Source organism: Bacteroidota bacterium, assembly GCA_019637975.1.
Taxonomy (GTDB): domain Bacteria; phylum Bacteroidota; class Ignavibacteria; order UBA10030; family UBA6906; genus CAADGV01.
Window position 1 is genome coordinate 128,408 of sequence record JAHBUR010000001.1, and the last position, 14,856, is coordinate 143,263.

Consider the following 14,856-nt stretch of genomic DNA (forward strand, 5'->3'; position numbering starts at 1 on the left):
CCTCGACAGGAAGTGGCGCGTGAACCGGGTGATGTGCCTTCTGCGGATTCATCTGTTTGAGTTACAAAATAATCTTCACTGCATCATCAAACTGGCGGTCAATCTGTTCGCATGCCGGGGCAAGTACGCTTACCTGTAGTGCAAGGCGTTCCCACACTTCTGCATTCATGGGCGGAACGTAGTGTTCACCGCTGCTTCCGAAACCCATGCCGTGAGCGAGAATATCTGCAACATGGACGATTGCCGTTTCGACCGGAAACCGGGTTGCAAGACCCGGGTTGTGATGAAATCCGACAACCTCCTCTTGATATGACGAGAGTTTCCAGATTTGCATAAGGGCACGCCCGACTGCGGCATGATCAAAGCCAATGACTTCCGTTTCTGTTACGTACAACAGTTCGTTGTTCTTTCTGGCACGAAGCAGCGCCTCGCGGGAGAGGTCGGGAATCTTCACATACATCACAAGCCGGCCGATATCGTGAAGGATGCCGGCAACAAAGAACCGCTCGATATTTGCCTCTCTGCGAAGCGTAGCGAGTGTTCTTGCCGCGATTCCGACTGCGACGCTGTGCTTCCAGAATTTCTCCATATCCACCAAATCGGACGGGATGCCCTTAAAGAGCTTGATGATGGACGTTGCGAGCGCAAGATCGCGCAGTTGTTGGGTTCCGACAATTCCAATAGCCTTTGTAATGGATTCTATCCGTTGTGGAAAATTGAAGAAGGCGCTGTTGACCACCATGAGCAGCCGTGCTGTAAGTCCTGCATCCTCGCTGATGATCTTTCCGATGTCGTTCATTGATGAACGCGGGTTGTTGACGGCCTCATTAATGCGCATGAACACTGTCGGGAGAGAAGAGAGTTCGACGTAGCCTTTGAGCAGATCACTCGGACTATTTATCATTGGTGACGACCCCTGCCTTTCTCCTTATAGTTCGAAGCACGGCAAGCCGGAACAGTTCTTGATTAAGCGGGTGAGACATGTCGGCATGATGAAACAACTCACGCTTCTCCGTTTCACATGCGGTTAGAATGTCTTTGTCGAAGCTCTCGATAATCTTGGCGTTGATTTCGTCGCGGTCCACGCCAAGAATATCCGCATCAGTTATTCCCCACTGTTTGAGGATTGTCAGATGCTTTTCGGTTACCTGGAGACCGCTTTTCAGTAGCACTCTTCCGCTCCTGTCCAATACGTCGGAAGCGAGGGTCATTCCGGGTTCAATTTCGTCTAAGTTGAGTCTGCCCATTAGAAGTCCGATGAATGTGAGATCCGCTATTTTTCTCTGCGGAATTGACGTGCCGATATGGTGATCGACGTTCCACACGCTGTAGTGAAATGAGTGAAAACCAGCATTCCTTCTGAAGGCATGCCGTTCTTGACCCGTACACTATCCCATTGATATCCCTGAAGATGAACATCCCTGTCGGCAAGGAAGTCTTCCTTTGAAGTCCATTCCGTGCCGCACAGTGAGCACCTCTTGAAGAACCCGGATACATGCATGTAGTCAGTTAGCCTGTTGTTTCACTACCGTTGCGGCAAACTATATGCCATTACACACACAGGAAACCAAGTCCAAAACAGATGGGATGCAGCGGAAAAGTCGGAGAATGTCAGGAGCGGTCGGAAATGAAGAAGAAATGCTGCACAATACTAGCCATATGGCTTCTTTCAGAGTATTCAAGGTGCTGAATCAGATTTCAGGTGCTTGGAGCGGTGCGTCGGAAGGACGACGGATTTACGTTGATCTGGCGCTTGCTTCCAATATCCATTCGACTGTTGAGCGAACGGTTTCGTCTTCATCGCTTGCCTGTTGCGACACAAGTTCCAGAACGTCCCGATCAGCGAACCGGCCAAGAACCTCGATGGTTTTTATTCTGACCCACGGATCGGGTACTGCAAGAAGTTCCGTCAAGAAACAGAATGTCCGTTGCCTGTCAATCAAGAACAGCGTTTCGAGGATCAGTTGCTTCGATTCATCATCAATGCAAAGCCATTGCTCCGCCGCTTTGCCGAAAAGGATATTTGCGTCAGGCTGTGAGACCGGCAATGTGGAGGTTGATATATGATGAAACAGGAGAGTTTTCAGGAGAACAAACATCTCACGCTGCAAAGGAGCATGGCCGTTTCTCAACATTTCCAGCATAACTGGCAATGCATCCTTTCGTCCCTCCAACAAGCCAAACAAGACAGCGTCTAAATACGTTGAACCGCCCAAAATGCCCAGAAACGCCCTGGTAACATCTGGATCATCAACGTGTGAGAGTTTCTGCACGGCGTTGAGCCGAACCCTGACATCGGTATCATTGAGAACTGCAATGAGGTCGTGTATAGTAGCACCCGGAATGTCGAGCGGCAAGCCGGACTTGTCACAGAGCCAAATTATTGCCGCCAGAATTGTTTGCCGCAGGTTTCCGTGAGCATCGGACAAATGGTGGCTGAGTAACGCAACGGCATCAGGATTCCCGACGCGCACGAAGGCCTCAATGATGCGAAAGAGTATCATCGGGTCAGTTGAGCCGGTTAACATGCCGGATCGAAAGCTGCTGAAAAGGACGCGGCTTGCTTCCCGGCCCCCGATCTTCCCAAGCGCCTCCGCAATAGCAGGCCGCGCATACTCCTCCTTCTCGTATACTTGCTCAAGGTGCGATATTGAGACTTCCTGTTCCTGATTTCCCAATGCCTCAACGACCGCAACAACCATGTCCGGATCATCGTGATACAGCAAGGGGATAATGGCCGTTGCGGCATCTCTATGTTTGATGCGGCCCAGAATCTCTATTGCAGAATTCCTCACCTCGTGATTAGAATGGTGAAGAAAGGGCTCCAGCGGCGAGATCGCACAATGGCCGAACCGACTGAGTACCTCACAAGCCATGAGTCGCATACTTTCACGTTCAAGTAGTTGAGCAACCATTCTTGCCGCATCGCCACCTCCAATCGTTGCAAGAGATTCCGCGGCCGTTAAACAGACGGATTCATTGTTGTCGTTGAGTGCCGCGATCAGCGCTCTTATTGAGTGTATAGAGGGATCAGTGGAAAGTTGCTCGGCGGCATTCACACGATGTACCGGATTCTTATGGGTTTGAAGTGTGATAACAAGCTGATCTGTCAACTCTGGCATACTCATAGCACCACGTTTCGTGTCAGGATAGGTCGAGCGTTTCATAACACCTGGCGGAACTGCTTAGCTCCCGACGGCGATTTCAGAACTTCTTTTTACGCAAAGAACATACCAAGCACCACCTGCCACATCCTTGGTTAGTTTTGCCTGTGCTTCTTGGGTCTCATGGAAGGATCCTGATGAAAGGACTACAGTGAACAATAACGGAAAATGAAGAAATGTTCACACAGTTCTACAAGCCGAGTTTTCGCGTTGTATTAGCGGGCGTGGGCAAGCGAATGAGCTCAGGAATTCAATCCAAGTGACTTGATGGGCTCGATTTTCACGAAGAGAGTACATCGCGGACTGTGTTTACGAACTCTGATGGACGGAAAGGCTTCTGCAACGCGCGCAATGATTCTTCCGCCAAAAGTGGACCGATTACTTCGGTTGGCGTATATCCTGTACAGAAGAATGCTTTGATATCAACATTCATCTTCTTCATCTCAATATACGTTTGCCCGCCATCCAATCGCGGCATCAACATATCAAGCACAACAAGGTCAATCTCGTCGCCATACTGTCTGTACATATCCAGAGCTTCAAGTCCGTCAGAAGCAACCAGCACGCGGTACCCGTGTTCCTCAAGGATGTCTCTTCCCAACTCTTGCATGACAGGCTCGTCGTCGACAATGAGGATAAGTTTCTTCCCTTTGACTTGTTCGTCTGACAGAAGCCTCGTACATGCTTGCTGGTCAACAACTGATTCGCTTGTGTTCATAGTATCCGGCTATCCGTTGTGCAGGTTGATTTGGATTCTTGTGATGCTTGGTGAGGCTGCGGCCACTTCCTCCCCCCCCCGGTACGCCAATTCTTCACATCCGATCAGCCTTGCATACAAACAATCGCTCAGTCTACAACCTCATTCTCCTCTATCCGGTAACTTCGCTGTTCAGGGTGAATACCCAGTTGATCCATTCTATACCGAAGTTTCGATCGCGTCAGGCCGAGAATCTTTGCAGCATGAACTTGATTGCCGTTCGTGATAATGAGAGTTTTCAGAATCAAGTCTCTCACCACCTGACCCATCGATACTCCTGCACTCGGAATCTCCAGTCGATAGGCCTTCCCGTTTCCTTCGCCATTCACGTTTCTTGCCATCCCGTCCTCAAGAAAAGCAAAGTGCTCAACCGTGAGCAATGGTCCGCTGGTGAGCAGCACAACCCGCTCAATAGCATTTCTCAGTTCGCGAATGTTACCCTTCCATTGAAGATTCTGCAACAAGGAGAGCGCATCATCGGAAAGCTTGGGTGTTTCTTTGCTGAATTTCTTGCTGAATTCCTGAAGGAAGGCGTACGAGATGACTCCAATATCCTCGATGCGTTCCCGCAACGGAGGCACTTTGACGGACGCAACATTCAGGCGATAGAAGAGATCTTCCCGGAATCTTCCCTCCTGTACTTCTCGCGCGAGATCTCTGTTGGAGGCCGCAATGACGCGGACATTCACTTTCAGTTCCCGTGTTCCGCCCAGCCGGTAGAATCGACGATCTTCGAGAACACGAAGCAGTTTCACCTGCATATCCAATGACAACTCGCCGATTTCATCAAGAAAAATTGTTCCGTCGTCCGCCAACTCGAATTTTCCCTGACGCATTTTATCAGTCGCGCCGGTGAACGCCCCCTTTTCGTACCCGAAGAACTCACTCTCGGCGAGGTTCTTCGGAATCGCGCCGCAGTTAACCGTGATAAATGCCTTGTCGGCACGCGGGCTTTTTTGGTAGATGAAGCGCGCCAACAGCTCCTTTCCTGTACCACTCTCGCCTTCCAACAGAACTGTTGTGTTGTCGCTTTGTGCAAGCTTTTCTGCTGTGTCCAGAACCCGGTGGAGCGCCGGGCTCTTCCCTATGATTCCGCTGCGTTGTCGCTGCTCTTCAAGCTCGGACTGCAAGACCTTGACTTTTCGCTTCAACTGCGATTGCTCCATCGCCTTCTCAATCAGCACGCTAAGATGTGCAAGTTCGAAGGGCTTCAGCACAAAATCAAGGGCACCTTCCTTCATGGCCTCGACAGCAAGGCCGACATCGGCATGTCCGGTCATCATGAGAACGGGGATGTCGTTGCCTTCCTCTTTCATTTTCCGCAACAACTGAAGGCCGTTGACTTTCCCCATGAAGATATCGAGCAAAACAAGATCCGGATTGACAGATGTTAGCATGGAGAGAAAATCCTCCCCTTGAAGGCACGAAGTAACATCGTATCCGGTTGACGACAGAATGTTCTGCAAGCTCTCAGTAAGTATTGCCTCGTCGTCGACGATTAGAATTTTCCCCCTTGACATGGTGTTCAGTTATCTCCGTTCTTGGTTAATGTAACCGGAAAAATAAGTCTGGCAATAGTACCCCCGCCAACTGCAGGCTCAATGCGAATTTCGGCCCGATGTTTATCCATAATCTGCTTCGAAAGTGCCAGCCCGAGGCCGGTCCCTCCCCGCTTTGTGGTTTCAAAAGGTTCGAACAGCCGCTTCATCTGTTCGGGCGAAAGACCGGGACCGCGGTCAAGAACGACAACAGCCACGCTATGAGAAAACTCGGATTGAGCGTTTAGATTTTCGATGAGGCACGTCGAAATCTGAATCGTGGATTTCGCCGGAGAGCAGTCAATAGCGTTCTGTATAATGTTCAGAATAACCTGCTCGATCTGTTTCGCTTCAACGTCGATCAACGGCAAGTCGGACGCAAGTGTGGTTTCCACTGAAATGTTCCGCTGGGCAATTGACGATTTGAGAAACATAAGCGCCTGCGACACAATGTTGTTAATCTGCTCGGGCTTTACCACCGGAGGTGTGATACGTGCGAGATTCAGCGTGTTCTCAATGATCTTGCCAATCCGCTGAGACCCCTCGATGGCAAAGTTCAGCGCGCCGCGATCGGGAAAATCGGCAGGGAGACGTTTGGCCAGATACTGCAGATTCAGTGTAATTGCGGCAAGAGGATTGCGAATATCGTGGGCAATGCTTGCTGCAAGGCGACCCATGAATGCCATCTTCTCAGATTGAATGAGCCTTTGCCTCATCTTCTTTTGTTCTGTTATGTCGAGGACGTACACCATAATTCGCTTGTCGGCTTGTTCGGAAAATGGGCCGGCCCCAAGATCTACATCCACCGTATGGCCGTCACGCCGCTTGAGCATGGTTTCCTTTGAGAGAAACGCCCCCGATTGAAGAATCGCTTTTGCGGTTGCGTTATCCTGAAAGAACGAGAGAGGCTCTATTACGGCAAGTTCCTCTTTTGTGTACCCGAGAAGTGAAAGCCCTTCGGCATTCACGTCCAACACCTTTCCGTTCTCCTTGTCAAGTATGAATATTCCAATGCCTGCCCTCTCAAACAAATTGCGATAGCGAGACTCTGAAAACTGGATTTCGCGGTTCTTTTGTGCGAGCGTTTCCGCATACACCTCCAGTTCTTGCATCTTCTCTTCGAGTTTCCGAACAATAACGGCATGATGCCGTTCAAGAAATTCCTGTGCATCAACGGTTGGCGAAACGGAAGTATTGGGTTTGACCACATCATTATTCGAAAATGGCGTTCCATAACAACTTTGGCAAAGGTCGTTCACGGTTTCCATCAACGTCGACAAACCGTCAAATTTCATAACATAGGCGTCAACTCCGATACTTTTCGCAAAGAGTTGGTCTTCAACATCCACATAGTGGCCTGTGTAGATGATGTAAGGAATGCCGGCATAGGCGGGATTTTTCTTCACCTCCCTGCATAACTGGAAACCATCCATCGTCGGCATCATAGCATCCGCGACAATGAGATGGATGTCGTTCTGTCCGAGAATGTGAAGGGCCTCTGCCCCGGATTCACTGCCCACCGTTGTGAAACCTTGCGTCGAGAAAACCTCGGCCAGAAGAGTAAGATTTTCGGGCATGTCGTCGACAACAAGAACCCGAAACGGACTTGGAAGGGTATTGCCAGCATCGATTGTTTGACTGTTTGCGGTTGTTGACATGAATCGTGTGTGCAATATTGAACAAGTGTTGGCAAATCTTATTTTGAACAAATGTACAATAGTTGTCACCTGTGCACAATACGACAATCAGCGTATCTTGCGCCAGAACACAACGTAATCTTGCATCCAAGATTGCTTAGGGCAAGTCAAGACAGAGAGAAGAAAGGAAGAGATTGCAGGCAGCGCGAGAACTACCGCTGCATGATGAGGATGCCGTTTTTGATGGCGTACGTCACAAGGCTCGCAGTGTCATGCAAGTCGAGCTTCTTCATGATGTTGTTGCGGTGAGTATCAACCGTTCGGACGCTGATCTTCAAGCGTTCGGCAATTTGGTGATGAAGATGTCCTTCGGCGATAAGTTGCAGTATTTCACGTTCCCGGGAGGTGAGTGGACGCGTGGTTTTCGGAGCAGGGCCCGTACGATCCGATGGCCGCGTTACATAACTATCAACGATTACTTTTGAAACCGCCGGGCTGAAGAATGCCTGCCCTCGCTGCACAGACCGGATTGCCGTGTACAAGTCGTCCAGCATACTGTTTTTTAGGATGTACCCGTTTGCCCCGGTTTGTATTACCTGCAAAATATACTCGTCGTTATCGTACCCTGAGAGGATAAGAACCTTGATATGAGGAGCAAGTTTTCGAATCTGGCGTGTAGCCTCCAAGCCGTTCAGGATCGGCATTCCGATATCCATGAGCACAACATTCGGGTTTTTCGCCAGAGCAATATCCACGGCATCGCGTCCATTTTCAGCTTCCCCGACAATCTCAAATTCTTCACATAAGGACAACAAAGAGACAAGGCCGTGCCGGACAATCGTATGATCGTCGGCTATTAGAACGGATATTTTTTCCATGGATTTCACAGCAGCGTCCCCCGGATACATTTGCTAAACAGACACCGTAAAATATACGGAAAGGGGTTCGAAAAGCAACCGCTGGTGCGGCCGCGCGTGAGGCAGGTCAAGTGTCCGTCCGAGGCCGGAAGTGCCTGTTTTCAGGCATCAACGAGGACTTTTCAGGTCACGGATCAGTCCATCCACGACCTTCTCGGTAACTTCGGGAGAGAAATAGAAACCGTTCTTGATCTTCTCTTGCACTTCTTCGGTTTGCTTCGCCTGTTTAGCTGCAAACATTGATTTTGCTTCCTCAGAAAGCTCAACCCGGTCTCCAGGTTCAGATTGGCTTGGTTTCTGCTCTTTTGCTTTCGCCGTTTCAGTGATGGAATTGACCGGAGCACGAAAGCCTATTTTCTCTATCGCCATACCAACCTCCTACCGTGAATATACAAGTAATAGTTTCTCATTTTGAGCATGATGCAGTTTCTCGGAAAGTTCAGCCTTCTTTTCCGCAAGACAACGGACCAACCTATCATCGGCTCTCTTCATGGCTCCAAACAATGAGTGCAAAGCAGCCAACGCAGCTTCGGCGTCAAGCTGACCCGAGTAGAATCTCTTCCACTCATCGGTTAACAGATTCTGATGACGGAGAAGCTGTTCCCGTTCCTCAATCAAGTCTGACAACATCAGAACATCACCATCCTCAACACAATCGCAAAGTGATTCTGTCACAGCCAAGAGCGAACGGAATCCCGTGCTGAGTTTTTCGAGACATTCAGTCATCATGCATTCCCGTCTACAAGAAGTCCTAACAAATGCTTGATACGTGAAGCCAGCCGCAGGGCGTCTTCTGCAGGAATCTGTCGCACAATTTCCTGCGTTTCGCAGTCCACAATCTTGATAACCATCTTCTCCGACTCCTTGTCCACCGTGAAGCTCAATTCGGTGTTGAACGGCCGCAATGCGTCATCAAGATCCTGAGCCAGTCGTTGTACCTCTTTTTCCGATACCTCGGTCCGTCCATCCTCGACCTTCTGGTCAAAGCGTACCAAGGGTTCGTACACACCGGGTTGTCCGGAGTATGCGAACGTTGTCGACAAGGGGGGCATTGTCATGACGGGGGTTGCTATTTGAGGGGAGATGGACATATTCATCCTCCCGGCTTTAGTAGCCGTATAGTTGATTTAACAGATTCGTTACAGTCTGTGACTGTAGCGAAATTCTCGTCATTGCATTGTACAATGCTTCGTACTGCCTCCTGAATAACGCCACCCTCGCATCTATCTGAGTTTGGTTTCGGGTCAACGCCGTCTTAATGCTTGACAGTTGATCTTTCGTTCCGTTCTGGGCAATCTCCAATTGCCCGCCTGTTGATGTAAACGACTCCAATAAGGCATTCATACGTCCTGCTACACCGTCGGCCGAGTTGAACAGATCGGCAACGTTGCGGACGTTGCCCGCAAGGGCATTGTCGAACGTGGCCGCATTGGTAATGCTTAGCGTACCGTCGGATGCCGCTGTTATTCCAATCTCAGCCAGCAACGACGGATTCCCGGTTGCAACGCTACTCACCGGACTGCCAATCAGCGAACGCATGTTCATTCGCAAGCCTTTAAACACCTGGTCGCTTGCCAGAATTTCCCTTGTCTTGTTCTCGGGGTTTACAGACGTTTTTGCATTGAGAAAGCTGAGAACATCATTATATGCCTTGATGAAGTCCTGAACGGTTGACTTAATCGACGATTTGTCCGAACTGACAGTCAAGGTCAACGGCGTATCTGCGGGAGATTGTACGCCCTTCAGTTCAAGAGTAATGCCGGCAAGTACATCGGTAATGGAATTCGTTCCGCGTGTAATGTCGATGCCATCCAACTTGAACTTTGCATCAAGAAGGCCGGTCGAAGAATACAGAAATCCTCCGCCCGTTGCCGTTGAAGCCGTCCGGTCTGCCATGACGGTAGCCCCCAGACCTATCGTGTCAAGTACACTTCCCGCTACATCTGTCAAACTTACGGATTGTTCGGACCCGGTCTTTTTGCTTGTGAAAACCAGTCTGCTTGTCCCTTGTGTATCGGAAACAACGGCAGCCGACACATCACCACCTGAAGCATTTACGGCCGCGGCCAGTTTGTTCAGTACAACGCTATTCGTGTCGCCTGCTTCTATCTCAAAATCGACATTGACAGCGTTGCCGTTGACAGTAATGCCGATCGTCTTTTGCCCGGCGCCCTCGGCTCCAACAATTGTTGTGGCACCGCTTGAAAGCTGGGCGGAAATGACTTTGTCCTGCTTCGCCAGTTGAGTTACAAGCAGCGAATGGGTTCCTGGAGAGGCCGTACCGGTTGCAGTGCCTGTAGCCACCGATCCAAGTGAACTTTCGACCGTGAAAGTATTGAACTTCGACGTTGTGCCCGATGCTTTCAACCCTTTGGCAAGGTTGTTCAACGTGGTCATCTTCGACTTCAGTTCGGAAAGAACGTTCAACCGCGTGTTCAAAGAAGTCTGACGGTTCTGCAGTAACGTTATCGGGTTGCTGATGCTGTACCGATACTGCTGAACGAGGGACTCGATCTGTTGGTTTGTTACCGTACTGATTGTCGCCATTACTGCATCTCCTCTTGATCCGTCCGCCTCACATTACAATTTGAATGCTTCGACCCAGGCGGAACGTAATTCCTCCAATACTTCCATTGCATCTGCCGGCTTGCCCTGCCGCAGGCAATGTTTCGAATACTGATAGAGTTTGTACAAGCTCAACGCAATTTCCCGATGTTCGAAATTCAAACCTGCGATAAGCTCGTTGATTGCACGGTTCGCCAATTGTTGATCATTCTTTTTTATTGCCTGAATGGCCACGCCGTACAACTTGTGAATCACCTCAACGGGGGAGAGATTCGCCAACTGTTCGTTCCGGTATGAATTCAACGCTGAGTTTACCCTTACTGCAACGTATGATCTCTCCATCGGAGACGCTTGCTGTTGTGCTGCCTGCATGTATCGGTGCTTTCGTTAGTTGGGGTTTGTTTAATGTTACATTCTGTTTTCACGTCGATAAATCAGGAGGGCGCCTTACGGGGCGCCGCTCCTCACTACCCGACCAATGTTCAATTAACGGAACAGTGACAGGAAGACCTGCGGCGAGGTGTTCGCCTGTGCCAACATTGAAGTTGACGTTTGCTGAAGGATCTGCAGCTTTGCAGCCTTGATTTGTTCCTTCGCAATGTCAGCGTCAAAGATACGGCTTTTTGCTGCTTCGGTATTCGTGATGGCCGTATTGAGATTCGCTTCCTTTGCAGAAAGGCGATTCAACGACGCACCGATTGTACCGATCGAGCTGTTCACCGTTCCAAGTCCGGTGTCTACTGTGAGACCCGAAACGTTGGCGGAAGTGATGCTGCCAGCCGCCGTGCCAAGCAATGAAGCAGAGGAGACGCTTGCACTGAATGAGACAGTGAACGTTTCCGTGCTGCCTTCGCCGACCTGGAAACTCTCCGAGTATTCGCCGTCCAACAGAGAGACACCATTGAACTTCGTCGTCGAGACGATGTCGTCGATTTCGCTTGCAAGTGCCTGAATTTCGGTTGCAATAGCATCCTTCTCATCGGCACCGAACGCACCATTGATGAACCGGGTTTGCTTCTCTTTGATCTGAACCAACAGATCGGCAACCTTCTGATAAGCACCTTCGGCAACACCGTATGTCGACTGCGCATCGCCAACGTTGTCAAGCGCAGAATTCATCGAACGGATGCGGCCTTCCATTTTCTTGGAAATGACATATCCTGACGGATCGTCTGCTGCTGTGTTGATGCGCTTGCCGGTCGCAAGGCGTTCCTGGTGCATACCGAGGTCGCGATTGATGGCGTTCAAAGACTGCAACGCATTCATCGCGGCAACGTTAGTGTTGATTCTTGCTCCACTGGTAAGTGGCATGACTACCTCCTTGTAGTTTGTGTATGTGTTGGTCGGGCTTCCTTGCCCGTTTGATTGAGCATTGGCTGCTCTGTTACTATTATCGGAGGTCTGTTCTGAATCTTTAGCTTCTCTCGCTTGGTAACGAATTGAGTTTCAAAGACTTAGGTAACAATCTGTTGTCACTCGTAATAGCCGTTGGCAAAACGGCTTTTTGAGCCGGAAATCAGCAAAACCGACAGGGAGGTACCCTTTCGAGCACCTCCCTGGTCAATACGCCGGTTGGTTGGCTTAGCTTCGGAAGAGAGACAGGAACACCTGCGGCGCTTGATTTGCCTGCGCCAGCATAGACGTAGCTGTCTGCTGCAAGATTTGGAGTTTTGCAGCTTTGATCTGTTCCTTTGCTATGTCGGCATCATAGATCCGGCTTTTTGCCGCTTCTGTGTTCGTGATAGCGTTGTTCAGGTTCTCTTCCTTCGCGGAAAGACGATTCAACGAAGCCCCGATTGCGCCAATCGCCGAGTTCACAGTCCCAATGCCCGTGTCAACAGTCAAACCAACAATATTGGCACTGGTAATGCTCCCTGCTGCCGTGCCAAGAAGAGAAGCCGACGAAACGCTTGCACTGAACGATACATTGAACAGTTCCGCGCTTGACTCGCCAACCTGAAAGTCTTCGGAGTACGTACCGTTGAGCAACTGCACTCCGTTGAACTTGTTGTTGGCAACGATATCATCAATCTCCGACGCCAACGCCACAATCTCCGTGGCAATGGCAGTCTTCTCATCACTCCCGAATGCCCCATTGATGAACCGTGTTTGCTTCTCTTTGATTTGCACCAACAGATCAGCGATTTTCTGGTAGGAACCCTCGGCAACGCCTAACGTGGATGATGCATCTCCGACGTTATCAATCGCCGAACTCATCGACCGAATACGACCTTCCATTTTCTTGGAGATCATATAGCCGGATGGATCATCGGCTGATGAATTGATGCGCCTGCCTGTTGCAAGGCGTTCCTGGTGCATTCCCAGATCGCGATTAATGTTGTTCAACGCATTCACCGCGTTCATCGCTGCAATATTGGTGTTTATCCTTGCACCACCTGTAAACGGCATAGTTACCTCCTTGTAAGAATGTTGATACGATCGGGCGTCCTTGCCCTTTCATGAACTACGAACATAATTGTTCTGAAAGTATTATCGGAATTTGTAGAAAACTCTTTAGTGCCCGATATGTCTGTTACTTGATGCAGGACAACGAGTTAGGGCAGGTCAGAAGTGTAATAGTTACAAAAAGGAGCCCTTGCGCACCCTTCAATCAAGCTCGATCGCCTTGTGCTGATGTTCCCTTTCTACAAACATGCAGCCATTTTCTGCAAGTCTTTTGCCGGGAAGTCCGACCTCTTCAAGGAGAAGTAGCGGCCGACATCCTTTCGGTGAGCGCTACAAGCCGATTCTTGATCGGCGAAAGATCAGCATCAGTGGTTTGCGACATCAGTTCAAGATGACGAAATGCGGCATTCACATTGCCTTTTTGCAGCGACAGTTGCAAGCCAGCCTTATGCAACTCAAAATCTCGGACGCCATTTTCCTCTGCCAATTCGAGAGTTCTTTCAGCGGAATGAACATCCCCCGCCTCAATCTTCCACCGAACAGCAAAGCCATACGCCTTGCTGTTTGCGGGCTGGGCAAGGAGTGTTTTGTCTATGAAATGAATGGCAGAATCCAAGTCATTCAGTTTCCGGTAATGCCACGCAAGCGGTAGCAAGAGCTCGCTACTGTTTGGATTTGCTTTTGCCAGATGCTTGAATTGATCAATCACAAAACGGGCATCCTCAACCTGCCCGGCACATTCCAACAATTCTACCACTCCTTCTTTAGCTTGCGTCAGTTCAACAATGTTCGCATACTGTATCAGCGCATTCTTGAATTCTCCCGCCGCCATGTATGTCATTGCCATTCGTTTCATGACATCTTCCCTTCTCAGATGAAGATCCGAAGCAATTTGATTTGAACGTTGAGCACCCGGAATCCGCAACAGATACTCGATGGACTTCAACTGCTCAATCGCCTTCGCATATACCTTCAAATCGAAATACATGAGTGAGAGAAACCAATGCGCCATTAATTGTTTTGGAGCGAGTTGAAGTGATTCACGGCAGAGTTCGACCGCTCCAGCTATGTTCCCCCGTTTCACTTCAATTTCGGCAAGCAGGTTGTAACAGGAGGCCCGATTGGTCACATCAAGTTTGCCGTTCTTCAAGGCCAACTCGAGCACCGGACCGGCTTCTGCATAGCGTTGCAGTACAACAAGGGTGTTGCCAATCTGAAATTGCGTATACGCATCATCGCACTCTGCAGTAAGTTGGTTCTTTAACAGCTCAAGATTCCGCTCCGCTTTCTGTTTGACGACATCATACCCTTGACCATAACCGAGATGGTGGATAACAAGAGGTGAACGCTTCACGGCAAGTTTCAGTCGCATCAACGAGGGCCACACTTGTTCATGCACTTTCCCCTCGAACTTCACTCCGGGCAATCTCCTGAACAATCTCGGATAGGTATTTTCCTGGTTGAAGTTGCCTTGTCGCAGCGAGTGTGGATTTTCGATGAGAACATTATATGCGCCGACCCCCCCTGCTGAGATGAGCTTCCGCAGCAATTCTACTTGACCACCTGTAAGTCGTTCATCTGCATCAAGATACAGGACCCAATCGCCCGTACACCGCTCAAGTGAGTAGTTCCGTGCAGCAGAGAAGTCGCCGATCCATTCAAAATCAAATATTCGCGCTCCGTACCGGGCCGCTATGACTTTCGTTGCATCGGTGGAACCTGTGTCAACGATGACAATCTCATCAACGATACTTTTGACGCTCTCAAGACAGTCGGGCAGAAACTTCTCTTCATTCTTTACGATCATCGAGAGTGAGAGGGAACTCCCCCGGCCTCGTTTGCTCTTCGTCTTTGAATGCGGCGTTGTCATGT

The 14,856-nt window shown here is 49.8% G+C and carries 15 protein-coding genes; all 15 read right to left on the minus strand.

Annotated features, from left to right (window positions below):
- Positions 1-61 precede the first annotated feature (61 nt).
- Positions 62-904 (minus strand): HDOD domain-containing protein, encoded by an 843-nt coding sequence (locus KF749_00570; GenBank protein ID MBX2989638.1) that lies wholly within the window; start codon positions 902-904, stop codon positions 62-64.
- Positions 894-1,247 (minus strand): hypothetical protein, encoded by a 354-nt coding sequence (locus KF749_00575; protein MBX2989639.1) that lies wholly within the window; start codon positions 1,245-1,247, stop codon positions 894-896. The genes KF749_00570 and KF749_00575 overlap by 11 nt, the downstream gene beginning before the upstream one ends.
- Before the next feature lie 489 nt (positions 1,248-1,736).
- On the minus strand, positions 1,737-3,167 hold the full coding sequence (locus KF749_00580) for a HEAT repeat domain-containing protein (GenBank protein MBX2989640.1): 1,431 nt from the start codon (positions 3,165-3,167) through the stop codon (positions 1,737-1,739).
- Between the two features lie 277 nt (positions 3,168-3,444).
- Positions 3,445-3,882, minus strand: coding sequence for a response regulator (locus tag KF749_00585; GenBank protein MBX2989641.1), 438 nt, complete (start codon positions 3,880-3,882; stop codon positions 3,445-3,447).
- 128 nt (positions 3,883-4,010) lie between these two features.
- Positions 4,011-5,441, minus strand: coding sequence for a sigma-54-dependent Fis family transcriptional regulator (locus tag KF749_00590; GenBank protein ID MBX2989642.1), 1,431 nt, complete (start codon positions 5,439-5,441; stop codon positions 4,011-4,013).
- Positions 5,442-5,446: 5 nt separating this feature from the next.
- Positions 5,447-7,117 (minus strand): response regulator, encoded by a 1,671-nt coding sequence (locus KF749_00595; protein ID MBX2989643.1) that lies wholly within the window; start codon positions 7,115-7,117, stop codon positions 5,447-5,449.
- Between the two features lie 191 nt (positions 7,118-7,308).
- Positions 7,309-7,974 (minus strand): response regulator transcription factor, encoded by a 666-nt coding sequence (locus tag KF749_00600; GenBank protein ID MBX2989644.1) that lies wholly within the window; start codon positions 7,972-7,974, stop codon positions 7,309-7,311.
- Positions 7,975-8,121: 147 nt separating this feature from the next.
- On the minus strand, positions 8,122-8,382 hold the full coding sequence (locus KF749_00605; protein MBX2989645.1) for a hypothetical protein: 261 nt from the start codon (positions 8,380-8,382) through the stop codon (positions 8,122-8,124).
- Between the two features lie 9 nt (positions 8,383-8,391).
- Complete coding sequence (locus KF749_00610) at positions 8,392-8,742, minus strand: hypothetical protein (protein MBX2989646.1); 351 nt, start codon at positions 8,740-8,742, stop codon at positions 8,392-8,394.
- Positions 8,739-9,104 carry a flagellar protein FlaG gene (locus KF749_00615; protein ID MBX2989647.1) on the minus strand — a complete coding sequence of 122 codons (366 nt, stop codon included), beginning with the start codon at positions 9,102-9,104 and terminating at the stop codon, positions 8,739-8,741. The genes KF749_00610 and KF749_00615 overlap by 4 nt, the downstream gene beginning before the upstream one ends.
- A gap of 16 nt (positions 9,105-9,120) precedes the next feature.
- A complete protein-coding gene (fliD, locus tag KF749_00620; GenBank protein MBX2989648.1) occupies positions 9,121-10,560 on the minus strand; it encodes a flagellar filament capping protein FliD in 1,440 nt (479 codons plus the stop codon).
- Between the two features lie 33 nt (positions 10,561-10,593).
- Positions 10,594-10,920, minus strand: a complete 327-nt coding sequence (locus tag KF749_00625) for a hypothetical protein (GenBank protein MBX2989649.1) — start codon at positions 10,918-10,920, stop codon at positions 10,594-10,596.
- Positions 10,921-11,064: 144 nt separating this feature from the next.
- The gene (locus KF749_00630) at positions 11,065-11,889 is read right to left on the minus strand and encodes a flagellin (GenBank protein MBX2989650.1); all 825 of its coding nucleotides are present in this window, start codon (positions 11,887-11,889) and stop codon (positions 11,065-11,067) included.
- A gap of 270 nt (positions 11,890-12,159) precedes the next feature.
- Positions 12,160-12,987, minus strand: a complete 828-nt coding sequence (locus tag KF749_00635; protein MBX2989651.1) for a flagellin — start codon at positions 12,985-12,987, stop codon at positions 12,160-12,162.
- A gap of 289 nt (positions 12,988-13,276) precedes the next feature.
- Entirely contained in the window at positions 13,277-14,854 is a 1,578-nt protein-coding gene (locus tag KF749_00640; protein MBX2989652.1) for a glycosyltransferase, read from the minus strand.
- Positions 14,855-14,856: the final 2 nt, after the last annotated feature.